The sequence below is a fragment of the Streptomyces sp. NPDC058279 genome (genome assembly GCF_042881255.1).
Lineage (GTDB): Bacteria > Actinomycetota > Actinomycetes > Streptomycetales > Streptomycetaceae > Streptomyces.
Map to the genome: position 1 here is coordinate 23,703 of NZ_JBHVYA010000023.1, position 26,959 is coordinate 50,661.

The following is a 26,959-nucleotide window of genomic DNA, read 5'->3' on the forward strand; positions in this document are numbered from 1 at the left end:
AAGCTTTGGCCTAAGGCTTGGACTTCATCCGGTCAGTCGATCGAATTCGGCACGCTTGACACCGTCGAGGAACGCCTCGATCTCCCCCGCCGTGAAGATGAGGGCCGGACCGTCCGGGAAGCGCGAGTTGCGCATCGCCACGGCACCGTCGGCCAACGCCGCGACCTCCACGCAGTTGCCGTTGCCGACGCTGGCACTGCTCTTGACCCAGGCCGCACCGGGAATCTCGCTCGCCACAACACCATTGCGTAACTGCATGAGAGGGCCTTTCCTCGCCGGGACGCGCATGATCGGGCAATCGCATATGAGATTGCCCGACAAGCAGTTGTGAGAATGCTAGCCGGCACGAGCGGCCGTGGAAGTCCCCCGAAAGGGTGCCTCCTTGAGACCGCTCCCCCGCGCATCACCCCATGAGACAACCATCCATCCCAAACCGGCCTCATTGGGCAAATCGGGCTAAACGGCGGTGCGCCGCCGGGGCGTCCAGGCGTCCGCTCGCCATAGTCGTCCGTGGCGACCGCCTGGTCGCCGGCCCGAGCCGCGTGGCGCGGTCGGGCGATTGTCTTCGTAGAGGAGTCGGCTCATGCTGAAGCCCACCAGGACCGTCCTCGCACTTACCGCCGGAAGCCTGGTGCTCGGCCTCGTCAGCGCGGGCGCCGCCATCGCCGACGAGGACCCGATGGCCGAGGTCCCGGTACACCAGCCGCAGGCCAAAGCCAACCGGCACATCTGGGGCAAGGTCGTCTCGTCCGGTCGCCTCACGATCCGCAGCAAGCCGAGCACCCGCTCCTACTCCCTGGGCAAGATCGAGTCGGGCACGCGGATCGCGCTCGAATGCAAGCAGCGCGGAGAGACCGTCAACGGCAACGACCTGTGGTACTTCCTGGACAACCGCAAGGACCGGGACGAGTGGAACGACGGCGACAACAACGGAAGCGACAGCTGGAACGGCGGTCGTGAAGACGGCCGGAACGACCTCAACGACGGTCGCGACGGGGACGGCGCGTCCCTGAAGAAGAAGACCTCGAAGATGTCGAAGAAGGACCCGGACTACGGCTGGGTGGCCGCCCGCTACGTCAAGAACCTCGACACGGTGCCGTGGTGCCGCTGACCCGCACCCCGGGTCGCCGATCGCCGAGCCCTTCGCCGGGAGGCCGGCTCCTCTCGGAGGAGCCGGCCTCCCGGCCGTCGTCAGTCGGCCGGGCGGACCGTGCGCGGCCCGACGCACCGCGCCCCGTAGGCCCCCACCCGCTCGCGCAACGCGCGGTCCGCCGTGACCACGACCACGCCGCCGCCCCCGCCGCGCTCGGCGTAGGCCGCCACCAGCTCCACGATCCGGTCGTCGCCGCTCCCGGGCGCCGCGTCCACCCGCACGCCGGGCACGGATTCGACGCCCTTGGCGGCGCCTTCCACCACGAGGACGATCTCCTCACCCGTCCCGCGCGCCGCCAGCCGGTCGCGCAGCCGTTCGGCCGCGCCGCGCCGGTCACGCCACCAGCCGTCCGGCACGGACCCGACGACGTTCGCGGCATCCACGATCAGTACGTCCGCGCTGTCCACGTCCACGCTGTGTACGTCCACGGGTACGAGTGTCCCCGACCGGCTCAGAAGTCGCCGTACTCGACCTGCCAGGTGGGCAGGCCCATCCGGCGCCAGACGGCCACGACGCGGTCGCGGTCGTCGAGGGAGACGCGGACCGCGTAGCGGTGGCGCACGTGCGCGTCGAAGAGTTCGGCCTTCACCACGTCGTCGCGGCGCTGGTCACCGGCCGCCCGCATCCACAGCTCGTCGTACGGGACCCCGTGCCGCTCCAGCCACTCCTCGGTCTGCGGCCGGTGTTCCTCGCTCCGCCCGGACAGGAGCACGATGGCGTCCCCGTCAGCCCGCCGGAAGGCGTCGAGGGCGTGCCGCACCGGCTCGTTCAACAGATCCAGCCCGCAGCGGGAGAAGTCGTACGGGCCGCGGTCCCCGGTGAGCGCCAGCGTCCCGTCGATGTCGCACATCACGGCGGCGGGCAGGGCGGGGTCGGCGACGTACGGCTCGACCGGCGGCTGGTCGTTCAGCCACTCGGCGGTCAGCTTCCAGCCCCCCTTGCGGGACTTGGCGTGCTTGGCGGCCAGGATCCGGATGATCTCCTCGCCCACCCGGCGCTCGCGGGCGGCGTCGCGGCGCACGCATTCCTCGACGGGCACGTCCGTGAAGTCGTGGACGACGAAGGTGGCGTGGCCGGCGACGGCGGCCTTGAGGCGCTTGGGGATGTTCGGGGTCAGGTGGGTGTTGTCGACGACCACGTCGAAACCGCCCTCGACGGCCGCCCGCACCGCCGCGTCCTGGACGGCCAGCGCGGTCTGCTCGTGCGCGTGGGAGAGGCCGCGTCCGTGGTCGGCGCCGTCGAGCATGACCCGGAGGTCATCCAGGTTCACCCGGCGCATCCGGCCGCCGGATTCCGCCTGGAGGGCGCGGGCTGCGGTGGTCTTGCCCGAGGCGGGCAGCCCCGTCATGACGTGCACGACGGGTCGGGTGGGGACCGCGGGGGCCGCCTCGACCGGCGCCGGGACGGCGCCGGGGACAGCCGGGGTCGCGGGGGCCGCCGGGGTCGCGGGGGCCGCCGGTTCTGCGGACACGGGCTCAGTTCTCCTCGTCGGTGGTGAAGGGGTCGGCCGATTCCGGCCGTACGGCCCGCCAGGTGACGAGCTCGGTCCGCTCGCCGTCCAGGCGCAGGAACAGCGCCGCGCGCAACCGGCTGTCGGGCAGCGCTTTCGCGGCCCGGGCGAAGGCCCCGCGGTCGGCGGCCAGGTGGGCCAGTGCCGCGAACGCCTCGTCGATGGCGTGTTCGCGCTGGGCGGCGGCGTCCTCCAGGCGGGCGATGACCGCGCGGACCCACGTGTCGAACTCGTCGGGGACTTGGTCCAGCAGCGCGTCGAGCGGTTTGTCGCCCCATGCCTCGATGTCGGAGACGGCGCAGCCCAGGGCCTGCGCGAGCCGCCGGGCGGGCAGGCCGGCGAAGCGCCGGACGCCGTGGCCGCGCCAGATGTCGCGCTCGGTGACGCCGGTGAGCACCTTGTGCAGACGTACGTATTCGGCGATCTTGGCCTTGGCGCGGAGGCCGGAGGCGAAGCGCAACACGAAGCCCTCGGCGTCGGTGCCGGTGGCCGCGGCGCCGCCGGGCAGGGTGTTGGAGTCGGTCAGCGCGAGGAGTTCGGCGAGCGGCATGGCCGGCCGGACGGTGACGACCGAGCCGATGTCCCCCCAGTGCCGGGCGGCACCGGCGAGCGGCACCTCGGTGCCGTCCCGGTCGAACGCGGCCAGGAGGACCAGGTCGCGGCGGTCGCCGTAGTCCACGACGATCCGGTTCTGCGGGTAGAGGATCTCCGCGAGGTAGGTGACGCCGGGTACGAGGTGCGCGGTGTCGCGGCCGTCGAGCCGGCGCTGCGCCCAGGTCGCCTGCTCGCTGATGAAGGAGCCCTTGGAGGCGACCCGCCACGCGCCCGCGTAGTGGAACACCACACCCAGGCTGCCGTCGACCTTGTCGTAGACCTCGAACGGCTCGTCGGGCAGGGCCGGCGCGTAGGGCAGGTCCGACTCGTGCTCGCCCACGTTGAAGAACTTCGGCAGCGGCAGGGCGACGATCCGCCCGGTGGTGTCGTCGGCGACGAGGCCCCGGCAGCGCGTGGTGACCCGGTTCCAGACCCGCTCGTACTGGGCCGTGCGGGTGTAGGTGTAGATCGACAGCGGCAGTTCGGGGTGCGCCTTGCGGCTCACGTGGCCGGCGTCGATCGCCGCCTTGAGCTCCTGCGCGGGCAGCAGGTCATGCAGAGTCAGGAACGCCTGGCTCATGGGGTCCTCCCGGTTCGAGATGGTTCATTCTCGCGTGCGGGAGAGTGGCCCGGTACTCAATTATGACTGGTCGCACGGCATGCCATTGCCGAGCCGGGTGCTCCGTCACGACCCCCGGGTCGTCGTGCGGCCGATGAACTCCTCGCCGACGGGACCGACTTGCCGAGAGGGGGCGTGGGGCGGGGAACCGGGCGTCCCGCTATGTGGCTCGCGGGTCGCCGAGGCGGGCGCCGAGGAACGCCGCGAAGGTCAGGACCCAGGCCGCCACGGCGACCCACAGCAGGATCTCGCCCACGGGCCGGAGCCAGCCGGCGCCGGTGGGTGCGGCGGCGGAGAGGCAGGCGGTGGCCGTCATGCCGAGGGGGAACACGGTGGACCAGCGGCGGATGTCGTAGCGCGGCCGGGGGCTGCGCAGTTCGGCCGCCAGGAGCACGACGTACCAGGCGAGCGAGGAGCAGAGCAGGACCAGGGTGAGGGTCCGCAGGACGGTGTGCCCGGCGCCCGTCCAGACGGGTGACGCGGTGAGCTTCGATCCGGCGAGGGCGCTGATGGACAGGGCCCCACCGGCCACCCAGTGGTCGCCGGCGCCCCCGGTCACCTCGCGGAGGTCGAAGCGGGCGAGGGCCGCCGCGTACAGCAGCAGTCCGAGGACGAAGAGGGCCAGGGCCGCACGGCCGAGCCAGTCCTGGTGACAGGCGGCGGACAGCACCGCCGCCAGCAGGGCGAGCCCCTGGGTGGCCACGCAGACGAGGAAGGCGGCGCCGGGCAGCCGGCTGCGCGGCCGGTGCCGCAGGACGGCGTACAGCAGCCCGGGCCAGAGCGCCGCGGCCAGGGTTAGCAGGACGACGGCGGCGCCCTGCCGGCCGAGCAGCGAGAGGCGGGCGCCCAGCACGGTGGTGGCGGCCACGGCGGTGAGGGCGGACGGGGTGTCGGCTTCGGCGCGGAACCGATCCCGGTCCACGATCAGCCGGGTCGCGAAGACGGCGGCGAGGACCAGCCACAGCGCCGCGGTGACGGCCAGCGCGGCGAGGGAGAGCAGGTCGTCGCCGATCAGGGCGAGCCCGACGGAGATGATGCCGGAGGCCATCACGGCGGCGCCCGCGGCGGGCGGCGGTCCGGTCCGCCGGCGGCGGCGGCCGAGCAGGGCTCTCACCCCTCCAGCGGACACCAGTGGCCGGCGCACCGCCGGCCGAACCGCCCCGGCGCGGGGACGGTCGTCAGCCGACGCCCTGCGTGCGGAACTGGATGCTGACGCGGGGTCCGACGGCGCGCGTCGACTTGGGTACCGCGTGCTCCATGGTGCGTTGGCAGGAGCCGCCCATCACCACGAGGTCGCCATGACCCAGGGGCAGCCGGAGCAGGGTGGGGCCGCCGTCGCGGGGGCGGATCGCCAGGTCGCGCGGGTCTCCCACGGAGAGGATGGCGACCATGGTGTCCTCGGTGGCGGAGCGGCCGGTGCGATCGCCGTGCCAGGCGACGCTGTCCCGGCCGTCGCGGTACAGGCACAGCCCGGCGGTGACGAAGGGCTCGCCCAGTTCGGCGGCGTAGTGCCGGCTCAGCGCCGTGCGGGCTTCGGTCAGGACGGGATGCGGCAGCGCCTCCCCGGCCCGGTAGAAGGACAGCAGCCGGGGGACGGCGACCTCGCGTTCGTACATGTGGCGCCGCTCGGCGTGCCAGGGCACGTCGGCGGCGAGCCGCTCGAACAGCGCGTCCGAGCCGGTGAGCCAGCCGGGCAGGTGGTCGACCCAGGCGCCGGCCCCCAGGTCGGTCCGGCGCAGCCCGGAGAGCGGGCCGAGCCGGATCTCGTCGGTCTGGTCGAACAGTGATCCCTGGAGCGCGTGCATGGGTCCAGCGTACTCCTGCGGCCCGAACATGTGCTCGATTTGTCAGCGGCCCCGGCGGGGCTTGCCGCGACCGGTGCTCTTGGCACCCTTGGCGCCGCCCGACCCACCGCGCGCGCCCTTCCCGGGGGCGGGCTTGGCGGTCTTGCGGGCCGCGCCCGCCGCCTTGTCGGGGCGCTTGCCCTTCGGCTGGGCGGAAGCCGGGGCCGGGTCCTGCCTGCGGCCCCGCGTGCTGTTGACCGTCCGGCCGCGGACAATCCCGATGAACTCCTCCACCAGGTCGGGGGTGGCCTCGGCCTCGGGCCACGACAGCGCGACGCGCGATTCGGGCGCGCCCGTGACCGGCCGGTAGGTGAGGTCCCTGCGGTGGTGCAGGCGGGCGAGCGACTGCGGGACGACGAGGACGCCCACCCCCGCCGCGACCAACTCGATGGCGTCCGCGGTCGTCGCGGGGCGCTCGATGGCGGGCCGCCCCGGCAGGCTCTCCCAGTCCAGGGTGTCGTCCAGGGGGTGCAGGACGATCTCGTCGGCGAGATCCCCGGTGGAGATCTCCTCGACCGCCGCGACGATGTGGTCCTTCGGGATCACGACGACGGTGGTCTCGGTGTACAGGGGGATCGCGCTGAGTTCCGTGCGGTCGACCGGGAGGCGGACGAAGCCCGCGTCGGCGCCGCCGGCCCGCAGGACGCCGGGCGCCTCGGCCGGGGACACCGGGACGAGGGTCAGCGGGACGTCGGGCAGCCGCTCGTTCCAGATCCGCACCCATTTGGTGGGCGTCACCCCTGGAACGTAGGCGAGCCGGAACTGGGGAGGTACTTCCGAGCCTGTCACCCGGCCAGATTACCGGCCGTGGTCAGAGGTAGCGCACATGCTCGATACCCTGGGGACATGACGTCGCACAAGACCACCCAGACCATGAAGCCCGCGACCGCGGCGAAGAAGCTGGGTGTGTACCTCGAGGCCACACCCGCCGAGTTCCAGGAGGGTGTCGTCTCGCGGACCGAGCTGAACGCGCTCCAGGCCGACCCGCCCGCCTGGCTCCAGGAGCTGCGACGCAACGGCCCGCACCCGCGCCCGGTGGTCGCGGCGAAGCTCGGCGTCTCCATCGCGGGGCTCGCCCGCGGCGGGATCACCGAGGCGCTCACCACCGAGCAGATCGAGGCGCTCAAGGACGAGGCGCCCGAGTGGCTCGTCAAGGAGCGCGCCACGCAGGCGGAGGTCCGCAAGGAAGCGGTGCGGATCAAGGAGAAGCAGGCGGAGCGCGCGGCCCGCGAGAGCTGACCGCCGGCAACGGCGGAGCGCCCGCACGGGCGCGTGCGCGAGGGGCCCCGGACCGTTGTCCGGGGCCCCTCGCGCATGTGTGCACGGGGCCGTCAGCGGTCGGGGACCGTGGCCGTGATCAGGTCGGCCAGGGCGGCCATGCCGCCCTCGGCGAGCGCGCGGCGCTGGCGGTCCGCCGGGGTGCCCTCGCGCAGCAGCCGGTGCGTGAGCGCGCTGACCTCCCGGAGGTCGCCGGACTCCTCCAGGGCGGGGGCGATGTAGCCGGTCAGCCGGCACAGCACGTCGCCGGCGCTGTGCCGCTGCCCCGACGGGTCCACGAGGGTGCTGTTCAGCCCGTGCCGGGCGGCGTGCCAGTTCGCGGCCTGCAGGAGTTCGTGCGGGCAGGCGGGCGGCGGGGCGCCCGCTTCCTCCTCGGCGATCGCGGTGGTGACGAGCGCCCGGATGACACCGGCGAACAGGACGGCGTCGTCCGCCTCCAGCTGGACGTCCAGGCAGCGCACCTCGATCGTCGGGTAGCGGTCCGAGAGCCGGGCCTGCCAGTACAGCTGTCCCCGGTCGCCGATGACCCCCGACTCCAGCAGCGCCCCGATGCGCTTCTCGTAGTCGGCGAGGTCGGTGAAGGCGGGCGGTGGTCCGCTGACGGGCCAGCGACCGAAGACGATGGTGCGCCAACTGGCGAAGCCGGTGTCCCGCCCGTCCCACAGCGGAGAGTTCCCCGACATGGCCAGTAGCGTCGGGAGCCAGACGCGGATCCGGTTGAGCACGGCCACGCCCATCTCCCGGCCCGGGACCGCGACGTGCACGTGCATGCCACAGATGAGCTGCTCGTCGACCAGCCGCCGGGCTTCCTCCCGCATCCGCAGGTAGCGCGGCTTCGGGGTGACCGCGGGCGGCGTGCCGTCCTTGAGCGGCGCGGTGGCGGTCATCGCGACCCTGCACCCCTTGTCCTCGGCCGCGGACGCCACCGCGTGCCGCAGGCGCAGCAGGTGGCCGCCCACCTCGCCGAGGTCCGTGCAGACGGGCGTGGCGACCTCGATCTGGGCCTGGAGGAGCTCGTCCTGCACCTCCCCCTCGTCCACGAACGACCCGAGACCGGCCGCGGAGCGCACTTCCTCCGCGAGCGCGATGGGCAGGTGGGTATGAGGGTCCAGCAGGACGTACTCTTCCTCGACCCCAACGGTGATCATGTCCGTCGGCTACCCATGAATTCGGGCATGAATTCCGGCTCCCCGGGTTTGCGGCGGTCATTCGTGGTCAGACGCTTCAAGGTCCGCATTTCCCTTTCGGATGGAGTGAAAGCCATGTCGGGTGACGAGAAGGCCAAGTCCAAGGGCGAGCAGGCCAAGGGCAAGGTCAAGGAAGCCGCGGGACGCGCCGTCGGCAACGAACGGCTCACCGCGGAGGGCCGCGCCGAACAGGCCAAGGGCGATGCCCGGCAGGCCAAGGAGAAGATCAAGGACACCCTCAAGGATTGACTCCCTTTCTCCGGCTCTTCCGCTTTTCCCGTGCCTCCCGAGCACCCTCGTGGTGCCGGGAGGCACGTTCCGTTCCGCTTCCGTTTCGCCAGGAGGTCCCATGCCCGCCGATGACACCGAGGACAAGAGCGACGGTGGCGCACGGGACCCGGGGGGCGCCCGCCGGGACGACGGGCGCCACGAGAGCCCCGAACAGCGGGCGGACCGCCAGTGGGGCGAACTCGTGCAGGAGATCCGGGTGGCCCAGACGGGTGTGCAGATCCTGTTCGGCTTCCTCCTGACGGTCGCCTTCACCCCGGTCTTCCAGCACCTCGCGCAGGGGGACCGGACGATCTATCTGATCACCGTCATCCTCGGTTCGCTGGCCACCGGCGCCCTCATCGGCCCCGTCGCCTTCCACCGGATCGTCTTCCGGCGCCGTATCAAGCCGCAGGCGGTCACCTGGGCCTCGCGGCTCACCATGGTGGGCATCGTGCTGCTCCTGATGACCCTGTGCACGGCCCTGCTCCTGATCCTGCGGGTGGCGACGCACGACGCGCTCGTCCCGTGGCTGGTGTCGGGCGTGCTGGCCTGGTACCTGCTGTGCTGGTTCGCGCTCCCGCTGTGGGTGCGCCACCGGCACACGAGCCGCCGCGACTAGCGTCCGGGCCTCCCACGAGCCGTGCCTAGTCCGGGGGCTCCTGGGCGGGCGGCCGCTCGCTCGGGGGCTGTCCACCGGGCGCCGGCGACGTGGGGGCCGGCGCGGGCGGTTTCTCCCCGGGGCGGGCGGGCCGCGGGTCGCGGGGCACCGCGCCGGGGCCGGGGGTCGGGCCCGGCCCTTCGGGCTGCGGGGTCTTCGGGTCGTGGCCCGGCGTGTCCGGCTCCCGCGCGCCCGCTGCCCGGTCGGTCCGTAGCGGCTCCGTGGCCCGGTCCATGCGACTCACCTCGGCTTTCGTCTCGTGCGGGCCGCTCGGCGCGGCCCGCGCGTCCCTCCGCCTGCCCGGGAGCGCGGCCTGCAACCGCACCGTCCGGGTGGTTCCGACGTTCCGAGTAGACCTGGTCCGGGCGGTTTCCGCATGGTTTGGTAGGCGGGCGCCGGTACCCGTCGGCCCGGCGCCTCCGCGCTGCGGGCACGCGCGAGGGGCGGGTACGCGCGGGCGGGTACGCGAAGCGGCCCCCGGGCCGCGCGGCGGCTTCCGGGGACCGTGTCGGGGCGGGACTCAGCCGCCCGCCGGGCCCGCGGCCTGAGCGGCGGCCGCGGGGGCGGTGGTCCGGGCCGAGAGCGGGGTGGCGATCTGCTCCAGCGAGCGGCCCTCGGCGGCGACGGCGAAGAAGACCGCCACCACCCCGGCCGCCACCATCAGGGAGGCGCCCACGCAGAAGGCGATGACCGCGTCGGACACCACTCCGCTGGAGGTCAGCTTGGCGAAGAGCAGCGGACCCGAGATGCCCCCGGCCGCCGTGCCGACGGCGTAGAAGAAGGCGATCGCCATCGCCCGCGTCTCCATCGGGAAGATCTCGCTGACGGTCAGGTAGGCCGAGCTGGCGCCCGCCGAGGCGAAGAACAGCACCACGCACCAGCAGGCGGTCATGGTGACCGCGCTGAGCCGCCCGGCGCCGAAGAGCCATGCCGTCCCGAAGAGCAGCAGCCCCGAGAGGATGTACGTGCCCGCGATCATCGGACGACGTCCGGCGGTGTCGAAGAACTTGCCCAGCAGCAGCGGTCCGAGGAAGTTCCCGAAGGCGATGACGGCGAAGTAGTAGCCGGTGTGACCGGAGGGGACGTCGAAGAAGGTGACCAGGATGCTGCCGAACCCGAAGGTGATCGCGTTGTAGAGGAACGCCTGGCCGATGAAGAGGGACAGCCCGAGGACGGCCCGGCGCGGGTAGTCCCGGAAGACCGTCTTGGCGATCTCGCCGAAGCCGGTGCTGCGCCGCTGGGTGACGGTGATGGCCTCGCCCGGCTCCGGCAGCGGCCGGCCCTTCTCCTCCTCGACCTGCCGTTCGACCTCGGTGACCAGTTCCTCGGCTTCGGTCGCCTTGCCGTGGATGAACATCCACCGCGGGCTCTCGGGTACGTGCCGGCGCACGAGGAGGATCACCAGTCCGAGGACCACGCCGAGGGCGAAGGTCAGCCGCCAGCCCAGCCACGTGGGGAAGAGGTCGGTGTCGAGGGCGAGGACGGAGAGCAGGGCCCCGGCGACCGCGCCGAGCCAGAAGCTGCCGTTGATGATGAGGTCGACGCGGCCCCGGTACTTGCCGGGGATCAGTTCGTCGATCGCGGAGTTGATCGCCGCGTACTCCCCGCCGATGCCGAATCCGGTGAGGAACCGGAAGACGAAGAACCACCAGGCGGAGAAGGAGAACGCGGTCAGGGCGGTCGCGGCCAGGTAGACCCCGAGCGTGATGAGGAACAGCTTCTTGCGCCCGAAGAGGTCGGTCAGCCGGCCGAAGATCAGGGCGCCGGCGCACGCCCCGGCCACGTACAGCGCCGCCGCCATGCCGGTGACTTGGGCGTCCGTGATGTCGAGTCCGCTGCCGTCCTCGGAGAGCCGACTGGCGATGTTGCCGACGATGGTGACTTCCAGACCGTCCAGGATCCATACGGTTCCCAGTCCGATCACGATCATCCAGTGCCATCGGGACCAGGGGAGCCGGTCCAGCCGCGCGGGAACCTTGGTGGTGACGGTCCCCTGTTCCACAAGATCAGCCATGCCACGGCGTCTGCCCTGCGCCCGGGACCGTAAACCCGCCGTAAAGCGGCCGCGGCAGCCTGCTCGGGGGACACGGACCGCCCGTTCGGGCGCGCCGCCGGTCCTGACGGCCCGTCGGCCTGTAGGGCAGACGTACGGCGCGGGGGCCGCGGGTTCCCGCCGTCGCGAGGCTCCCTGGAGGACGGATGACGTCGGTGGACCACGCACCGGATGCGGCACCCCCGGACGACCGGCCGGCGATCGGCACCGAGCGGCGGACCCGCCACGGCGCGACCGTGCTGCGCGTACTGTCGACCACCGACCACAAGGTGATCGGCAATCTCTACCTCGTCACCGCGTTCGGCTTCTTCCTCTTCGCGGGGGTGCTGGCGCTGACGGTGCGGGCCGAACTCGCCCGCCCCGGAATGCAGTTCCTGTCGAACCAGCAGTACAACGAACTCTTCACCATCCACGGCACGATCATGATGCTGCTGTTCGCGACGCCGACCTTCACCGGATTCGCCAACGCGTTGATGCCGTTGCAGATCGGCTCGCCCGATGTGGCGTTCCCCCGGATGAACGCCTTCACCTACTGGGTCTACCTGTTCGGCGGGCTGATGGTGGTGGGCGGCTTCCTGACGCCGGACGGGCCGGCCGCCTTCGGTTGGTTCGCGTACGCGCCGCTGAACGGCGCCGCGCACTCCCCCGGCACCGGGCCGGACCTGTGGGTCATGGGACTGGCCGTGGCGGGGTTGAGCACGATCCTCGGGTCGGTGAACTTCATCGCCACCATCGTGTGCCTGCGGGCGCCGGGGATGACGCTGTTCCGGATGCCGATCTTCACCTGGAACGTGCTGTTCACCTCGATCCTGGCGCTGCTGGCGTTCCCCGTGCTCACCGCGACGCTGCTGGTCCTGGAGGCCGACCGGAAGTTCGGCGCGCACGTCTTCGACGCGTCCAACGGCGGGGCGATCCTGTGGCAGCACCTCTTCTGGTTCTTCGGGCATCCGGAGGTCTACATCGTGGCCCTGCCGTTCTTCGGGGTGATCAGCGAGATCGTCCCGGTGTTCAGTCGGAAGCCGATGTTCGGCTACCAGGCCCTGATCGGGGCCACCATCGCCATCACGGGGCTGTCGGCGACGGTGTGGGCGCACCACATGTTCGCGACCGGCGCGGTGCTGCTGCCGTTCTTTTCCCTGCTGTCGTTCCTGATCGCCGTCCCGACGGGCGTGAAGTTCTTCAACTGGATCGGGACGATGTGGCACGGGTCGCTGTCCTTCGAGACGCCGATGCTGTGGTCCATCGGTTTCCTCGTCACCTTCCTGCTCGGCGGCCTGTCCGGAGTGCTGGTGGCGTCACCGCCGCTGGACTTCCATCTGACGGACAGCTACTTCGTGGTGGCGCACCTGCACTACGTGCTCTTCGGGACGATCGTCTTCGCCACGTTCGCCGGGTTCTACTTCTGGTGGCCCAAGTTCACCGGCCGAATGCTGGACGAGCGGCTCGGCAAGATCCATTTCTGGACCCTGTTCATCGGCTTCCAGACGACGTTCCTGGTCCAGCACTGGCTGGGCGAGGCCGGCATGCCGCGCCGGTACGCGGACTACCTCGCGAGCGACGGTTTCACCGTCCTCAACTCCCTCTCCAGCATCGGCTCGTTCCTGCTGGGTCTGTCCACCCTGCCCTTCCTCTACAACGTGTGGAAGACGTGGCGTCACGGCACGCCGGTCGGGGTGGACGACCCGTGGGGCTGGGGGCGTTCGCTGGAGTGGGCGACCGGTTGCCCGCCGCCGAGGCACAACTTCCACGCGCTGCCCCGCATCCGGTCCGAGTCACCCGCCTTCGACCTGCACCACCCGGAGGTGCCCCGTGAAAGTTGAGGCTTGGCTGTTCACCGGTACGGCCGCGTTCTTCGCGGTGACGACGGTCGTCTACGGCTGGTTCTCCCCCGATCCGGCGGGACGCGCCGCGCTGTGCGTGTCCTTCGTGATGTCCGCCTTGATCGCGGCCTTCCTCTGGCGGCAGCGGGTGAAGGGCGGGGAACGCCCGGAGGACCACGAGACGGCCGAAGTACGGGACACCGCCGGACGCCGGCTCTACTTCCCCGCCCGCAGCTTCGCGCCGGTCCTGGCGGCCGCGGGCAGCGCGCTGATCGGCCTGGGCGTGGTGCAGGGCCTGTGGCTGTGCCTCGTCGGGTTCGGCGTACTGCTGCCGGGGGTCCTCGGTTTCGCCTTCCAGGGGCTGGGCCACGCCGAGTAGCCGGCCCGGTCAGTCGCCGGGTGGGGGTGGTGGCTCCCGGTCGGGGCCGGCGAGGGTCGCGGCGATCTTGCGGCGCTGTTCGGCGGTCGCCGGGAAGCGGATCCGGTCGCGGTAGTACCAGGCGCTGAGCGCCGTACGGGTCCGGTCCGCGAGCCGCCGCGGCGCGCCGCCCGGCGCCGGGTCGGCGGGCTCCGAGGGGATCGGCACCTCCCGTACGAGCAGGGCGAGCCGGGCGGGGCCGGGCAGGGGCGCGTGGTCGGGGTGGAAGCCGCCTTCGAGGCCCTGCCGCACCAGGCCGGTCTCCTCGCCCTCGGTCAGCAGGTCCCGGTCGTGGACCTGCAACGCCAGACAGAGGCGTCGGGTGAGCCAGAACGCGCCCGCCGGGACGGCGAAGAACCCGACGCGCAGGACCCAGGTCACCCCGGACACCGGGACGTCGAAGACGAAGGCGATGACGTCCTGGCCGCCCGCGAGGAGCAGCACGGCGTAGCAGGACAGGGCGGCCACTCCCAGGCCGGTACGGGCGGGCCGGTTGCGGGGGCGGTCGCACAGGTGCCGCTCGCCCGTCGCCCCGGTGACCCAGCGTTCGAAGAAGGGGTAGGAGTACAGGGCCGCGAAGAGCAGTCCGGGCAGGACCACCCCGGTCAGCAGCGGGTTCCAGGCCACGGTGTGCCCCCACAGCCGGGTCTCCACGCCGGGCATCAGGCGCAGGGCCCCCTCCAGGAAGCCGACGTACCAGTCGGGCTGGGAGCCGGTGGAGACGATGTCGGGGCGGTAGGGGCCGTACGCCCAGATGGGGTTGACCTGCGCCAGCGCGCCGAGGGCGGCGAGCAGGCCGAAGACCATGAAGAACAGGCCGCCGGACTTGGCGAGGTACTGGGGGAAGAAGGGCAGTCCGATGACGTTGCGGCCGGTTCTGCCGGGGCCGGCCCACTGGGTGTGCTTGAGGGTGAACACCAGCAGGACGTGCAGCGTGATCAGGCCCAGGAGCAGGCCGGGGACCAGCAGGATGTGCACCGGGTAGAGGCGCGACACGATGTCGTGGCCGGGGAACTCGCCGCCGAAGACGAGCATGTCCAGGTAGGTGCCGACCAGCGGGACGGAGAGCACGATCCCCTGGGCGATGCGCAGTCCGGTGCCGGAGAGCAGGTCGTCCGGCAGCGAGTAGCCGCAGAAGCCCTCCAGCAGCGCCAGCAGGAACAGGGTGACCCCGATGGTCCAGTTGGCCTCGCGGGGGCGGCGGAAGGCTCCGGTGAGGAACACGCGCAGCATGTGGGCGCCGATCGCGGAGAGGAAGAGGATCGCCGCCCAGTGGTGGGTCTGGCGGATCAGCAGTCCGCCGCGTACGTCGAAGCTGATCCGGAGGGTGGAGAGGTATGCCTGGGACATGCGCACCCCGCGCAGGGGCGCGTACGTGCCGCGGTAGGCGCTCTCGGCCGTCGAGGGGTCGAAGAAGAAGGTCAGGTAGACCCCCGTCAGCAGCAGGACCAGAAAGCTGTAGAGGGCGAGTTCGCCGAGCAGGAACGACCAGTGGTCGGGGAACACCTTGCGCAGCACGCCGCGCGCCAGTTCCCCCAGGGGCAGCCGGGCGTCCGCCCGGTGGGCGCCGCGCACCGCCGCGCGGCGCGCCCGGTCCAGCGGCCGAGTCCTGCGCCGTGACGCCAGCACCCCGGTGCACCTCCCTGTCCGCGTGACCGGTCCGGGGGTCACTGTGCCGGGCTCCGCGGGCGCGGCGGCGTGCGGCGCGCCCGGGGGTCGATCGCGGTCACCTGGTCGGTCACACCCTCGGGTCGGGGGGCGTGTGCGCGGCAGGGCCGGGTAGGCGTCGACGGACACCACGTACGGCCACGAGGAGTCTTCTATGGATGTCACCCGAGCACTGAACAGTGTCCGGCGCCGCGCCGACCGCGAGGAGCGGGCCTACGCCGGGACGGAGGAGCGCCCGCTCAAGGGATACGTGGCGCTCATGGGTGCGTACGGCGCCGCCGTCGCGGGCCTGGTGACGGCCGCCCGGGTCACCCGCAGGCCGGTGCCCCGGCTGTCCCCGTTCGACGTGGTGCTGCTGGGCGGCGCCACGCACTGGGTCGCGCACACCCTGGCCAAGGACCCCGTCACCAGTCCGCTGCGGGCCCCCTTCGCCCGCTACGAGGGCACGTCGGGCCCGGCCGAGCTGATGGAGGAGGTCCGCGGTTCGGGGGCCCGGCACGCGATCGGCGAGCTGTTGACCTGCCCGTTCTGCCTGGGCCTGTGGGTGACGACGGGGTTCGGCGCCGGATACGTGTTCGCGCCGGCCCTCACCCGCTTCGCGGTCGGTTCACTGGCGGCGCTGACGGGAGCGGACCTGCTCCAACTCTGTCGCGGCCGGCTGCAGGCCGACGGCGGATGACGGCGCGCGGACCATCGCGCCGCGGACCATCACGCGGACAACGGGGCGCGGCCGTCCGGACGAGAGGCGGCGGCGCGCTCAGAGCGGGAGGTCGTCGGCGTCGGCCTCGCTGATGCGGGCGGACATGTTGGTCTCCATCATCCGCAGGGCGGCGTCGGCGAGGTCCCGGTGCAGGTGTGCCACCGCGTCCCGGACGACGGTGACGTCGATGTGGCGGATGTGCGCGTCCAGCGCGGAGTAGAGCACGCACTGTTCGGTCGCCTGTCCGCACAGCACCAGGTGGTCGACGTCCAGCTCCCCCAGCAGGTAGGCCAGCGGCGTCTCGAAGAAGATCGAGTGGCGTGCCTTGAGCACGAAGAGGGAGTCCTCGTCGGGCAGCAACGGCTTCACCAGGTCGGCGTGCGGGCCGTCGAGGGCCGTCCGCAGGATCTCCCCGTGGTGCGAGCGCCACTGGCCGAAGTTGTCGTTGACGTAGATGACGGGAGTGTCGCCGCGGCGGGCGCGCTCCAGGAGGAACTGGATGCGGGGCACGACCTCGCGGGCGGAGGGCAGGAGCAGATCCGCGTCGGCGTGCTCGTACCGGTTGATCATGTCGATGACGACGAGTGCGCTTCCTGCCATGTCCCGACCTCCCGCGCGTGCGCTGACCGCCCGGAGGAAGGCACCCTCCGGTCTTCGGCTGCTACCCGCCCGGCCGCCCCGGATGCCCTCGGCAAGCACCCGGGCGGGGGGTTTGCCCCGCCTGTGGCGGGTTAGCCGCGAAACAGGGCGCGCGGCGCGCCCCCGGCCCGGGCGGCCGCACCGGTTTGCGAACGGAGTCCATGCGATGAAGGTCTCGGATCATCTGCTGGAACGGCTGCGCGCGTGGGGGGTGGAGCACGTCTTCGCCTACCCGGGGGACGGCATCAACGGCCTGCTCGGTGCCTGGGGCAGGGCCGACGACAAGCCCCGGTTCATCCAGGCCCGGCACGAGGAGATGGCCGCCTTCCAAGCGGTGGGCTACGCGAAGTTCTCCGGACGCACCGGAGTCTGCGCCGCGACCTCGGGTCCGGGCGCCATCCACCTGCTCAACGGCCTCTACGACGCCAAGCTGGACCACGTACCGGTGGTCGCCATCGTCGGGCAGACCGCCCGGACCGCGATGGGCGGCTCCTACCAGCAGGAAGTGGACCTGTTGGCCCTCTACAAGGACGTGGCCTCGGAGTTCTGCGAGATGGTCACGGTCCCGCAGCAGCTGCCGGGCGTCCTGGACCGCGCCATGCGCGTGGCGACGGCGCGGCGCACGGTCACGGCGGTGATCATCCCGGCCGACGTGCAGGACCTGGAGTACGAGGCGCCCACGCACGAGTTCAAGATGGTGCCCTCCAGCCAGGGCCTGGGCCGCTACGCGCCGGTGCCGGCGGACGAGGAGCTGCAGCGGTGCGCCGAGATCCTCAACGCGGGCGAGAAGGTCGCGATGCTCGTCGGCCAAGGCGCGCGGAACGCCCGGGCGGAGGTCGAGGAGGTCGCCGAGATCCTGGGCGCGGGCGCCGCCAAGGCGCTGCTGGGCAAGGACGTCCTGCCGGACACGCTGCCGTGGGTGACGGGCTCGATCGGGCTGCTGGGGACCCGGCCCTCGTACGAGATGATGCGGGACTGCGACACCCTGCTGGTGATCGGCTCCAGCTTCCCGTACAGCCAGTTCCTGCCCGCGTTCGGACAGGCCCGGGCGGTGCAGATCGATGTCGATCCCTCGATGGTCGGGCTGCGCTACCCGTTCGAGGTGAACGTCGTCGGCGACGCGACGGAGACGCTCAAGCGGCTGCTGCCGTTGCTGGAGCGCAAGACCGACCGGAGCTGGCGCGACGGCATCGAGCAGGCCACCGAGCGGTGGTGGGAGGTGATGGAACGCCGGGCCAAGGTGCCGGCCGATCCCGTCAACCCGGAGCTGGTGGTGCACGCGCTGGACCCGCTGCTGCCGGACGACGCGATCCTCGCGGCGGATTCCGGTTCGGCCGCGAACTGGTACGCGCGGCACCTGAGGATGCGCGGCGCGATGCGCGGCTCCCTGTCGGGGACGTTGGCGACGATGGGGCCCGGTGTCCCGTACGTGATCGGGGCGAAGTTCGCCTTCCCCGAGCGGCCGGCGATCGCGATCGTCGGTGACGGCGCGATGCAGATGAACGGCCTGGCGGAGCTGATCACGATCGCCAAGTACTACCGGGAGTGGAGCGACCCGCGGCTGATCGTGGCCGTCCTGAACAACCAGGACCTCAACCAGGTGACCTGGGAGATGCGGGCGATGGAGGGCATGCCGCAGTTCGAGCAGTCGCAGCGGTTGCCCGACGTGCGCTACGCGGACTTCGCCACCGGGCTCGGGCTGGGCGGTGTCCGGGTGGAGGAACCCGAGGGCGTCACGGCGGCCTGGCAGCAGGCCCTGGCGGCCGACCGGCCGTTCGTGATCGATTTCCGTACCGACCCGGCGGTGCCGCCGATTCCGCCGCACGCCACCTGGGACCAGTTCAAGGCGACCGCGGCGTCGGTGCTGCACGGCGACAGCGACCGCTCCTCCGTGGTCAAGCAGGGCCTCAAGTCGAAGATCCAGGAGTTCCTGCCCGGCAGCGGGAAGGAGTGAGGCGCGATGGCGCCGACCCTTCAGGACATCCGGCACGGCCGGTTCGAACGGTCGCTGTCGCTGCTCACCTCCGGGGGCGCGCTGGTGACGGCGGCCGAGATCTATCTGGAGCACGACCGGGCGAGCTTCGGCAACCGGATGATGTGGTGGCCGGTGGTGCTGGGGCCGCTCGGCGCGGCGGCCGGGATCGCGGGGTTCTACAGCCCCCGGGCGGCGCACACCGTGCTGCCCGTGGTGTCCGCGGCGATCTTCGCCAACGGGTTGCAGGGCACGTACCTGCACGTGCGGGGCATCGCCCGCAAGCCCGGCGGCTGGTCCATGGCCCGCTTCAACGTGGAGATGGGGCCGCCGTTGTTCGCGCCGTTGCTGGTCACCATGGTGGGCGGCATGGGGCTGCTGGCCTCCGTCCTGCGACGGGAGCCGTGACCATGCCGCTACGCAAGCCGCGCCCCGGCCCGCAGAGCGGTGCCGCGCAGCCCCGGACCGTTCCGTCCGGGGAGTCGGGGCGGCGTTTCCCCGGGTTCGACGTGTTCGACCAGGCGGACACCTGGGACGGCGCGACCCGCGCGGTCGTGACGGGGCGCCTGACGCTCCCGCCCGACCTGCGGTTCTTCACCCTCGCCGAGGAGGCGACCGCCTCCGCCCTCTTCGACCGGCTCCTCGCCCAGGACGGGCCACCGGGGGCTCCGAAGGTGCCGATCCTGCAGATGGTCGACTCCCGGTTGGCGGAGGGACAGACCGACGGCTGGCACCACCGGGACATGCCCGAGGACGGCGACGCCTGGCGGAGGTCGCTGCGCGGGCTCGATGTGGAGGCCGCGGAACGGTACTGGACGGATTCCTTCGCCGGGCTGACGCCCGAACGCCAGGACGAGCTGATCGAGGGTGTCCGGGTGACGGCGCACGGGACGCCCGGCAAGGAGTGGCACGGGATGCCGGTCGGGCACCTGTGGGACCTGTGGATGCGCTACGCCTGCACGGCCTTCTACGCCCATCCCTGGGCGTGGAACGAGATCGGCTTCGCCGGCCCGGCCTACCCCCGCGGGCACTCCCGGCTCGGCGTGGGGCTGCGCGAGCCCTGGGAGCACCCGGACGAGGCACCCGAGGACCCGGCCGCGCCCGGCGGCGCCGAAGGACGGTCCCGGTGACCGGGCGCGGCGGGCCGAAAGGACCGGGCGGCGCGGGCGGGGGCCGGGCCCGGGCCCTGCGGGAGACGCTGAAGCTGACCGCCGGCTCCCAGCGGGCGGTGCGGGAACGCAACGCGTCGGCCTGGCTGCTGCCCGACGGTGACGCCCGCTTCGACGCCGGCCTGGTCCGGGACATGCGCCGGTTCGAGGACTCCGACGAGGTGGACCTCGTCATCGTCGGCTGCGGGGCCGGCGGCGCCACCCTGGCCCAGCGCATGGCACGCGCCGGCTGGTCGGTGGTGTGCCTGGAGGCGGGCCCGTTCTGGGATCCCGACCGGCACTGGGTCAGTGACGAGGCCGGCTCCCACCACCTCTACTGGACCGAGCCGCGGGTGCTGTCCGGGACCGACCCCGTACCGCTGGGCTCGAACAACTCGGGTCGGGGCGTGGGTGGTTCCACGGTGCACTTCGCCGGGTTCGCGCCACGGCTGCACCCGTCGGACTTCTCCATGTTCACCGACGACGGGATCGGCGCCGACTGGCCGATGTCCTACGAGGACCTGCGCCCGTTCTACGAGCGGATCGAGCAGGAACTGCCCGTCGCGGGCCAGTTCTGGCCCTGGGGCGATCCGCACGCCTACCCGCACGCCCCGCACCCGGTCGGCGGCAACGGCGAGATCTTCCTGCGCGGCGCGGCGGCCCTCGGCATCGAGGCCCGGGTCGGACCGGTGGCCATCACCAACGGCCGCTTCGGGAACCGGCCGCACTGTATCTACCGGGGCTTCTGCCTCCAGGGCTGCAAGGTCAACGCCAAGGCGTCCACCCTGATCACCCATGTCCCGGACGCCCTCGCGCACGGCGCGGAGATCCGTACGCACTGCATGGCGACGGCCGTGGTGACGGACGACGAGGGCCGCCTCGCCACGGGGGTGCGGTACCTGCGCGACGGCCGCGAGCACCTCCAGCGGGCCCGCACGGTGGCGGTCGCGGGGTACGCGATCGAGACCCCCCGGCTGCTGCTGAACTCCGCCAACCGCCGGTTCCCCGACGGACTGTGCAACGACCACGACCTGGTCGGCCGGTACGTGATGGTGCAGGGCGCGCCGCAGACCTCGGGCCGTTTCGCCGAGGAGATCCGGGCGTACAAGGCGCCGCCGCCCGAGGTCTCCACGGAGGAGTTCTACGAGAGCGACCGGCGCCGCCCCTACCGGCGCGGGTACGCGATCCAGACGGTCTCGCCGATGCCCGTCACCTGGGCCGAGCACGTGGCCGCCCAGGGTCACTGGGGCCACGACCTGCGCCGCTACATGCAGGACTACATCCACTGGGCCACTCTGGGCGCGCTCTGCGAGTTCCTGCCGCAGGCCACGAACCGGGTGACGCTCAGCGCGCAGCGGGACCGCTACGGGCTGCCCGTCGCCGAGTTCTCGCACAGCCTGTGCGACAACGACCGGGCGCTGGTCCGCGCCGCCCGCACCACCATGGAGGAGATCCTCCGCGCGGCCGGCGCGACGGAGGTGATGACGATCGAGCGGTTCGCCCACCTCGTCGGCGGCTGCCGGATGGGCCGCGACGCCCTGCACGGTGTCGTGGACGCGTCCTTGCGTTCCTTCGCGGTACCCAACCTGCTGGTCACCGACGGCAGCGTGCTTCCCACGCAGGGCTCGGCGAACCCGGCGTTGACCATCATGGCGCTGGTCGACCGTGCCGCCTCGCGGCTGGTCGCCGGGGCCCGGAGCGGGCTGCGCGCTCCGCTCCCGGCGGAGGGAGGCGGGCGGTGAGCGTACGCGGTGACACGCCGGTGCAGGGGCTGGAGGCGCGGGTGCTGACGATCCCGACCGACGGCCCGGAAGCGGACGGCACGATCCGCTGGGACTCCACCACCATGATCCTCGTCGAGGCGACCGCGGCGGGGGTGACGGGCACCGGCTGGACGTACGGCGCCGGCGCCGCGGCCGATGTCGTCCGCGGGCCGCTGCGCGAGACGGTGCTGGGGCGCAGTGCCCTGGACGTGCCCGGCGCCCACGAGGCGATGGGCCGCGCCGTGCGCAACGCCGGCCGGCCCGGGCTGGTCGCGGGCGCGCTCTCGGCGGTGGACATCGCCCTGTGGGACCTGAAGGCGCGCCTGCTGGGGCTCCCGTTGGCCGCTCTGTTGGGACGGGTCCGCCAGGAGGTCCCGGTGTACGGCAGCGGCGGTTTCACCACCTACGACCGGCAGCGCCTGGACGAGCAACTGGACGGCTGGCGAAAGCAGGGCATCCCGCGCTTCAAGATCAAGATCGGCGAGTCCTGGGGCGACTGCGAGGACCGGGACCTCGCCCGGGTCGAGCAGGCGCGGCTGGCGATCGGCGAGGACGCCGAGCTGTACGTGGACGCCAATGGCGGCTACACCCGCAAACAGGCCGTGCGCGTGGGGCGGGTCCTGGCGGGGCTGGGGGTGACCTGGTTCGAGGAACCGGTCTCCTCCGACGACCTGGCGGGCCTGGAGGTCGTGCGGGACGCGGTCACCGCCGACGTGGCCGCCGGCGAGTACGGCTACGACCTGCCGTACTTCGCCAGGATGGCGGCGGTCGTCGACTGCCTCCAGGCGGACGCCACCCGCTGCGGCGGGATCACGGGCTGGCTGCGGGCCGCGGCCCTCGCGGAGGCGCACTGCCTCCAGTTGTCCGGGCACTGCGCCCCGCACGCGCACGCCCACGTGGCGGCCGCCGTGCCGAACCTGCGCCACCTGGAGTGGTTCCACGACCACGTCCGGGTCGAGGAACTGCTCTTCGAGGGCACCCTCTCCCCGCGCGGCGGCGTACTGCGTCCCGGCGCCGACGGGGCGCCGGGGCTCGGCCTGACCCTGCGCGCCGACCGGGCGGCCGCCTACCGGACCGGCTGAGGCGGCCGTCGTGGTGCCCCCCTCCGGTCCCCCGCCGCCCCGGTCGCTGCGCGACTACGCGCTGCTGGCGGACGGTGAGCGCGGCGCGCTGGTGGGGCCGGGCGGGGACCTGGTGTGGCTGTGCGTCCCGCGCTGGGACGGCGACGCGGTGTTCGCGGCGCTGATCGGCGGCCCGGGCTGGTACCGGATCACGCCGGAGGAGCCCGGTGTCCGCAGCGGCTGGTACGAGGCGGGGTCGCTGATCTGGCGCGCACGCTGGACGGGGCGCACCGGTAGCAGCGAGTGCCGCCAGGCGCTGGCCTACCCGGCCGACCCGCACCGCGCGGTGGTACTCCGACAGGTCCGGGCGGTGGACGGCCCGGTCCGTACCGGGGTGTCCCTCCAGTTGTCGGCGGCCTTCGGCGACACGCCCGTACGGGGACTGCGGCGCGCGGAGGACGGGAGCTGGACCGCGCGCGCCGGCGGACTCCACCTGCGCTGGTCGGGGGCGCCGGGGGCCCGGGTCGAGGAGGTGGGCGGCCGGCCGCTGCTGTCCGCGGAGCTGCGATTGGAGGGCGGCGGCGCCCACGATCTGGTCCTGGAGTGTTCCGACCGGCCGCTCGGGCCGCCCGAGCCCGCCCACCGGCTGTGGCGGGCCACCGAGGACCACTGGCGCGAGCGGGTTCCCGACGGCTTCCGGGGCGCTCTGGGGGCCCGGGACGCCCGGCTCGCCTACGCCGTGCTGCGCGGGATGACCGGCACGGCCGGCGGGACGGTGGCCGCGGCCACCACCAGCCTGCCCGAAGGCGCCGAGCAGGGCCGCAACTACGACTACCGGTACGTGTGGATCCGGGACCTGTGCTACGTCGGTCAGGCCGTCGCCGCGGCGGGCCACCACCCGCTGCTGGACGACACGGTCCGGTTCCTGACCGCGCGACTGCTGGAACACGGCGCCCGGCTGCGCCCGGCCTACACCTCCGCGGGCGGACCCGTCCCGGGCATCCGGCGGCTGGACCTGCCCGGCTACCCCGGGGGCTACGACGTCGTCGGCAACCGGGTCAACCGGCAGTTCCAGCTCGACGTGTTCGGGGAGGCGCTGCTGCTCCTGGCCGCCGCCGCCCGGCACGACGCGCTGGACGACGACGGCCGGCGGGCGGTGCGGATCGCCGCCGACGCGATCGCCGAACGGCACGTGCGCCCCGACGCCGGCATCTGGGAACTCCGGGACGCCCGCTGGACCCACAGCCGTCTGATCTGCGCCGCGGGACTGCGCGCCGCCGCCGCGGACTGCGCGACGGGCGCCGGTCGGGCGGCGCGCTGGGCGACCCTCGCCGACCACATCGTGGCCCGGACCGCCGCCGAGGGGCTGCACCCGAGCGGTCGCTGGCAGCGCTCCCCCGACGACCCGCGCTGTGACGCCGCGCTGCTGCTCCCGGCGCTGCGCGGCGCCGTGCCGGCCGCCGACCCGCGCAGCCGGGCCACGGTGCGGGCGGTGGCCGCGGAACTCGGCCGCGACCACTACCTCTACCGGTTCCGGCACGACGACCGGCCGCTGGGGGACGCGGAGGGCGCGTTCCTGCTGTGCGGGTTCCTGATGGCACTGGCCGAGCACCAACAGGGCCGGCCGGTGGAGGCCGTGCGGTGGTTCGAGCGCAACCGGGCGGCCTGTGGGCCCCCCGGCCTGTACGCGGAGGAGTTCGACATCGTCCGCCAGGACATGCGGGGCAACCTGCCGCAGGCCTTCGTCCACGCCCTGCTGCTGGAGTCGGCCGTGCGGCTCGCCGAACCTCCGGGCAGCGGGCCGGGCGGGCTCGGCGGGCCGGACGCGCTCAGGGCGGCTCGGGGATGAAGGGGAGGTAGTCCTCCTCCTCGTCGCCGGTCGGCAGGACGACGTAGCTCGCCTCGGGGAGCTCGTTCCACACGCCGGGCAGGTCACCGAGGGGTTCGGAGACCACCAGGCGGGTGTCGTCGGAGACCTTCCGCAGGTAGGGCAGCTCCGGGTACAGCTCGCGCACGGTGTCGGCCCGGCTGCTGTAGAACAGCGACCGGGAGCGGCCCTGGCTGGAGTAGCGGAACGCCCAGACCTTCTGCCCGTCGCTGACGGCGATCGTCATCTGGAGCGGGTCGTCGACGCCGTGCTCCTTGCCGAGCCGTTCGACCAGGCCGACCATCCGGCCCACGGCGCCCGGCACGTCCTGGTCGAGGCCGAAGGTGACGGCCAGGTAGAACATGAGCTCGGAGTCCGTGGAGCCCTCGATGGAGGAGAAGAGGGCCGGGTCGACGGCCATGCACAGGTCCCGCTGGAGCCGGTGGAAGTCGGTGATCGCCCCGTTGTGCATCCACAGCCACCGGCCGTGCCGGAAGGGATGACAGTTCGTCTGCTGGATGGCGGAACCGGTGGAGGCCCGGACGTGGGCGAAGAAGAGCCGCGAGCTGACGTGGGCCGCCAGCTCGCGCAGGTTCCGGTTGTTCCAGGCCGGCCCGATGTCACGGAACACCGCCGGGGTGCCGTCACCGTGCTCGCTGTACCAGCCGATGCCGAAGCCGTCGCCGTTGGTCGTCTCCACGCCCATCCGGGCGTGCAGGCTCTGGTTGATCAGCGAGTGCTCGGGACGGTAGAGGACGGTGTCGAGCAGGACCGGCGAACCCGAGTACGCGAGCCAGCGGCACATCGGCGGCACCCCTTTCAGCACATGGTTCGAGCCTAACGCGGCGGACGGCGGCGGGCCCGGCGGTCACAGGGGTGTCCGCAGCGCGCTCGCGCCCTGCCGCCACCGGTCCAGCAGCAGGGCGCCGAGGCGGTCCTCCAGCAGGACGGTGGCGTCGGCGCCGAAGGCGATGTCGCCTTCCAGCTCGGGTTCGTCCTCCAGCAGACCGGCGATGACCTCGCGGCGCACCAGCTGCTCGTGTACGGCGTCGGCCTCGACGTGCTCGTCGTAGAAGTGCTCGGCCGCGGGGCCGGCGTCCAGCCGGCGCATGGCCGCCGCCAGCCGGCGGGAGCCGGGCGAGGAGGTGACCTCGACGCAGGCGAAGTGGCCGACGAGCGCGCCGCGCAGCGCCCGGTGCAGCCCGAACAGGGACATCAGGTTCACGATCGCGAGGGCTTCGGCCGGGGCGGCGTCGAGGTAGTGGCCGTAGTCGGTGTTCAGGCCCAGGTCCGCCAGCAGGCGGGCGAACAGCTCGGCGTGCACGCGGTCGGCGTGCCCGGCGCCGAACTCGTCGTACTCGATGGCGACCATGGCGGCCTTGGCACGGCCGCGCAGGCGCGGGATGACCCAGACGTGCGGGTCGGCCTCCTTGAGGTGGTACAGGGAGCGCAGGGCGGCGTACTCGCGCACCTGTCCGAGGTCGCCGTCGCGCTCCAGGTACCCGCTGACGCTGCCGGAGTGGTCGACTGGCTCCACCAGCAGCTCGCCGAACGCCTCGTCGACGGTGCGACCTTCGGGGGCGTCGGCGCGCAGGGCGGTGAGGAAGCGCTGCTCCAGGGCGCGGCGCAGGGTCAGCAGGGCCGGGTCCCATTCCCGGGTGTCGGCGACGCCTTCGAAGCCCCGGTAGTGGAGTTCGTAGAGCAGGTAGAGGGCCAGGTGCAGGTCGTCGCCGTACGGGTCCGCGGTGTGCGCGGCGGTGGGGTCGGGGAGCGGGGCCGCCGGGTCGCGCAGGGCCGCGACCACCGCGGCGGAGAGGGTTCCGCGCGGGGCCGGGAGCCGGGGGGTGGTGGACGTGTGGGGGCGGGTGGTGCTCGCCGTCACGGGTGGACCCTCCTCAGGTGCCGGTGGGCGTCTCGGGGCGCGGGGGCGGCGGGTGCGACGGCGCGGACGACGACGAGTTCCTCCGTCGTCTCCTGCGGGCCCACCAGACCCCGCTCGCGCAGCCACGGCAGCCGGGAGCGCAGCACCGGGCCGAAGGGGATGCGGGTCCGGTCCGCGACCTCGGCCCGCATCCCGGCGGCGGTGAGCCGCCGTAGCGTCTCCTCGGTGCCGCAGAGGGCGGAGTGGACGATCAGCAGGGTGCCGTGCGGCTTGAGGAGCCCGGGGGCGGTGGCGCAGATGCGGTCGACGATCTCGCGCCCGTCGTGGCCCGCGTCCCAGGCACGCGCGGGCCCGCGCGTGGGCAGACCGGGGTCGGGGGCGGGGACGTAGGGCGGGTTGCTGACGACGAGGTCGAAGGGGCCGAGGGTCTCGGCGGTGGCCACGCTCCCCCGGCGGACGGTGACCGGCTGCCGCATCCGCAGGGCGTTGAGGCGTACGGTCAGGGCCGCGCGCCAGGAGACGTCCACCGCGGTCACCCGGGCCCCTCGGCGCGCCGCGTACAGGGCCAGCGCCCCGCTGCCGGTGCCGATGTCCAGCACGTCCATGCCCGGTGCGACCTCGTCCCGTACGGCTTCGGCGAGGAGGCAGGTGTCCTCCTGCGGGGCGTAGACCCCGGGAAGGGTCCACAGGCGGGCGAATTCGTGACGCGCCTGGGGGAATCCGAGGCTCAGCGACATCCAGCACCTCCGTTGTCGGTCGGTCAACGGGCGGCTACCCCGTCCCGGGCGCACCACACGTACCTGTCAGGTGTGCGGCCGCGTGAGCTGGGGAGGCGCGGAAGGAAGAGTCCACTTC

The 26,959-nt window shown here is 72.9% G+C and carries 27 protein-coding genes; 13 read left to right on the top strand and 14 right to left on the bottom strand.

Translation table 11 applies throughout. The annotated features are described in order from the left end of the window. Nucleotides 1–24: 24 nt before the first annotated feature. Nucleotides 25–258, bottom strand: coding sequence for a DUF397 domain-containing protein (locus tag ACFVXJ_RS28730; protein ID WP_389666078.1), 234 nt, complete (start codon nt 256–258; stop codon nt 25–27). A gap of 325 nt (nt 259–583) precedes the next feature. Between ACFVXJ_RS28730 and ACFVXJ_RS28735 the strand changes: the two genes are divergently transcribed. After that, a complete protein-coding gene (locus ACFVXJ_RS28735; protein ID WP_389666080.1) occupies nt 584–1,111 on the top strand; it encodes a hypothetical protein in 528 nt (175 codons plus the stop codon). Between the two features lie 80 nt (nt 1,112–1,191). On the opposite strand, the gene ACFVXJ_RS28740 is transcribed toward ACFVXJ_RS28735, so the two are convergent. The 6 genes from ACFVXJ_RS28740 to ACFVXJ_RS28765 form a co-directional block, all read right to left on the bottom strand. After that, nucleotides 1,192–1,581 carry an NTP pyrophosphohydrolase gene (locus ACFVXJ_RS28740; RefSeq protein ID WP_389666082.1) on the bottom strand — a complete coding sequence of 130 codons (390 nt, stop codon included), beginning with the start codon at nt 1,579–1,581 and terminating at the stop codon, nt 1,192–1,194. 23 nt (nt 1,582–1,604) lie between these two features. Further along, nucleotides 1,605–2,624, bottom strand: coding sequence for an AAA family ATPase (locus ACFVXJ_RS28745; RefSeq protein WP_389666083.1), 1,020 nt, complete (start codon nt 2,622–2,624; stop codon nt 1,605–1,607). Nucleotides 2,625–2,628: 4 nt separating this feature from the next. After that, complete coding sequence (locus ACFVXJ_RS28750) at nt 2,629–3,837, bottom strand: RNA ligase (RefSeq protein WP_389666084.1); 1,209 nt, start codon at nt 3,835–3,837, stop codon at nt 2,629–2,631. Between the two features lie 199 nt (nt 3,838–4,036). Continuing rightward, nucleotides 4,037–4,990 carry a tellurite resistance/C4-dicarboxylate transporter family protein gene (locus ACFVXJ_RS28755; protein WP_389666086.1) on the bottom strand — a complete coding sequence of 318 codons (954 nt, stop codon included), beginning with the start codon at nt 4,988–4,990 and terminating at the stop codon, nt 4,037–4,039. Nucleotides 4,991–5,054: 64 nt separating this feature from the next. Next, the gene (locus tag ACFVXJ_RS28760; RefSeq protein WP_389666087.1) at nt 5,055–5,681 is read right to left on the bottom strand and encodes an alpha-ketoglutarate-dependent dioxygenase AlkB; all 627 of its coding nucleotides are present in this window, start codon (nt 5,679–5,681) and stop codon (nt 5,055–5,057) included. Nucleotides 5,682–5,723: 42 nt separating this feature from the next. Further along, nucleotides 5,724–6,509, bottom strand: coding sequence for a LysR substrate-binding domain-containing protein (locus ACFVXJ_RS28765; protein ID WP_389666089.1), 786 nt, complete (start codon nt 6,507–6,509; stop codon nt 5,724–5,726). 57 nt (nt 6,510–6,566) lie between these two features. Here ACFVXJ_RS28765 and ACFVXJ_RS28770 point away from each other — a divergent pair, with 57 nt between their 5' ends. Next, the gene (locus ACFVXJ_RS28770; protein ID WP_389666090.1) at nt 6,567–6,959 is read left to right on the top strand and encodes a DUF5997 family protein; all 393 of its coding nucleotides are present in this window, start codon (nt 6,567–6,569) and stop codon (nt 6,957–6,959) included. Between the two features lie 92 nt (nt 6,960–7,051). Here ACFVXJ_RS28770 and ACFVXJ_RS28775 read toward each other — a convergent pair whose 3' ends face one another. Next, entirely contained in the window at nt 7,052–8,146 is a 1,095-nt protein-coding gene (locus ACFVXJ_RS28775; RefSeq protein ID WP_389666092.1) for a glutamate--cysteine ligase, read from the bottom strand. A 114-nt stretch (nt 8,147–8,260) separates the two neighbouring features. Between ACFVXJ_RS28775 and ACFVXJ_RS28780 the strand changes: the two genes are divergently transcribed. Both ACFVXJ_RS28780 and ACFVXJ_RS28785 read left to right on the top strand, forming a co-directional pair. Beyond that, a complete protein-coding gene (locus tag ACFVXJ_RS28780) occupies nt 8,261–8,434 on the top strand; it encodes a CsbD family protein (RefSeq protein ID WP_136212348.1) in 174 nt (57 codons plus the stop codon). Nucleotides 8,435–8,534: 100 nt separating this feature from the next. Continuing rightward, complete coding sequence (locus tag ACFVXJ_RS28785) at nt 8,535–9,074, top strand: DUF6328 family protein (RefSeq protein ID WP_389666094.1); 540 nt, start codon at nt 8,535–8,537, stop codon at nt 9,072–9,074. A 559-nt stretch (nt 9,075–9,633) separates the two neighbouring features. Here ACFVXJ_RS28785 and ACFVXJ_RS28790 read toward each other — a convergent pair. After that, complete coding sequence (locus ACFVXJ_RS28790) at nt 9,634–11,127, bottom strand: MFS transporter (RefSeq protein WP_389666096.1); 1,494 nt, start codon at nt 11,125–11,127, stop codon at nt 9,634–9,636. A gap of 185 nt (nt 11,128–11,312) precedes the next feature. Between ACFVXJ_RS28790 and ctaD the strand changes: the two genes are divergently transcribed. Continuing rightward, nucleotides 11,313–12,986 carry a cytochrome c oxidase subunit I gene (gene ctaD / locus ACFVXJ_RS28795; RefSeq protein WP_389666098.1) on the top strand — a complete coding sequence of 558 codons (1,674 nt, stop codon included), beginning with the start codon at nt 11,313–11,315 and terminating at the stop codon, nt 12,984–12,986. Further along, on the top strand, nt 12,976–13,365 hold the full coding sequence (locus ACFVXJ_RS28800; RefSeq protein ID WP_389666099.1) for a cytochrome c oxidase subunit 4: 390 nt from the start codon (nt 12,976–12,978) through the stop codon (nt 13,363–13,365). The genes ctaD and ACFVXJ_RS28800 overlap by 11 nt, the downstream gene beginning before the upstream one ends. 9 nt (nt 13,366–13,374) lie before the next feature. On the opposite strand, the gene ACFVXJ_RS28805 is transcribed toward ACFVXJ_RS28800, so the two are convergent. Continuing rightward, nucleotides 13,375–15,033, bottom strand: a complete 1,659-nt coding sequence (locus ACFVXJ_RS28805) for a cytochrome bc complex cytochrome b subunit (protein ID WP_389666101.1) — start codon at nt 15,031–15,033, stop codon at nt 13,375–13,377. Between the two features lie 193 nt (nt 15,034–15,226). Between ACFVXJ_RS28805 and ACFVXJ_RS28810 the strand changes: the two genes are divergently transcribed. After that, nucleotides 15,227–15,751, top strand: coding sequence for a DUF1360 domain-containing protein (locus ACFVXJ_RS28810; protein ID WP_389666103.1), 525 nt, complete (start codon nt 15,227–15,229; stop codon nt 15,749–15,751). Between the two features lie 78 nt (nt 15,752–15,829). Here the strand turns inward: ACFVXJ_RS28810 and ACFVXJ_RS28815 are convergent, their stop codons facing one another. Further along, nucleotides 15,830–16,372 carry an isochorismatase family cysteine hydrolase gene (locus ACFVXJ_RS28815; RefSeq protein WP_389666105.1) on the bottom strand — a complete coding sequence of 181 codons (543 nt, stop codon included), beginning with the start codon at nt 16,370–16,372 and terminating at the stop codon, nt 15,830–15,832. Between the two features lie 205 nt (nt 16,373–16,577). On the opposite strand from ACFVXJ_RS28815, the gene ACFVXJ_RS28820 reads away from it, so the two are divergent. From ACFVXJ_RS28820 to ACFVXJ_RS28845, 6 genes are read left to right on the top strand one after another with little or no spacing between them, the layout of a single operon-like run. After that, nucleotides 16,578–18,365: a thiamine pyrophosphate-requiring protein gene (locus ACFVXJ_RS28820; protein ID WP_389666106.1), complete on the top strand. Its 1,788-nt coding sequence runs from the start codon at nt 16,578–16,580 to the stop codon at nt 18,363–18,365. Between the two features lie 6 nt (nt 18,366–18,371). Then, the gene (locus ACFVXJ_RS28825) at nt 18,372–18,791 is read left to right on the top strand and encodes a hypothetical protein (protein ID WP_389666108.1); all 420 of its coding nucleotides are present in this window, start codon (nt 18,372–18,374) and stop codon (nt 18,789–18,791) included. Between the two features lie 2 nt (nt 18,792–18,793). Continuing rightward, nucleotides 18,794–19,513 (top strand): gluconate 2-dehydrogenase subunit 3 family protein, encoded by a 720-nt coding sequence (locus ACFVXJ_RS28830; RefSeq protein WP_389666109.1) that lies wholly within the window; start codon nt 18,794–18,796, stop codon nt 19,511–19,513. Beyond that, on the top strand, nt 19,510–21,273 hold the full coding sequence (locus tag ACFVXJ_RS28835) for a GMC family oxidoreductase (protein WP_389666110.1): 1,764 nt from the start codon (nt 19,510–19,512) through the stop codon (nt 21,271–21,273). The genes ACFVXJ_RS28830 and ACFVXJ_RS28835 overlap by 4 nt, the downstream gene beginning before the upstream one ends. Then, nucleotides 21,270–22,376: an enolase C-terminal domain-like protein gene (locus ACFVXJ_RS28840; protein WP_389666112.1), complete on the top strand. Its 1,107-nt coding sequence runs from the start codon at nt 21,270–21,272 to the stop codon at nt 22,374–22,376. Before ACFVXJ_RS28835 ends, ACFVXJ_RS28840 begins: the two co-directional genes overlap by 4 nt. A 10-nt stretch (nt 22,377–22,386) precedes the next feature. After that, nucleotides 22,387–24,204, top strand: a complete 1,818-nt coding sequence (locus ACFVXJ_RS28845) for a glycoside hydrolase family 15 protein (protein WP_389666114.1) — start codon at nt 22,387–22,389, stop codon at nt 24,202–24,204. Here the strand turns inward: ACFVXJ_RS28845 and ACFVXJ_RS28850 are convergent. The 3 genes from ACFVXJ_RS28850 to ACFVXJ_RS28860 all read right to left on the bottom strand — a co-directional run bounded on the left by ACFVXJ_RS28850 (nt 24,185) and on the right by ACFVXJ_RS28860 (nt 26,841). Then, nucleotides 24,185–25,027 (bottom strand): class II glutamine amidotransferase, encoded by an 843-nt coding sequence (locus ACFVXJ_RS28850; protein ID WP_361307405.1) that lies wholly within the window; start codon nt 25,025–25,027, stop codon nt 24,185–24,187. The two genes, ACFVXJ_RS28845 and ACFVXJ_RS28850, sit on opposite strands and share 20 nt — an antisense overlap. 63 nt (nt 25,028–25,090) lie before the next feature. Then, the gene (locus ACFVXJ_RS28855; RefSeq protein WP_389666116.1) at nt 25,091–26,104 is read right to left on the bottom strand and encodes an iron-containing redox enzyme family protein; all 1,014 of its coding nucleotides are present in this window, start codon (nt 26,102–26,104) and stop codon (nt 25,091–25,093) included. Continuing rightward, entirely contained in the window at nt 26,101–26,841 is a 741-nt protein-coding gene (locus ACFVXJ_RS28860; RefSeq protein WP_389666118.1) for a HemK2/MTQ2 family protein methyltransferase, read from the bottom strand. Before ACFVXJ_RS28860 ends, ACFVXJ_RS28855 begins: the two co-directional genes overlap by 4 nt. Nucleotides 26,842–26,959: the final 118 nt, after the last annotated feature.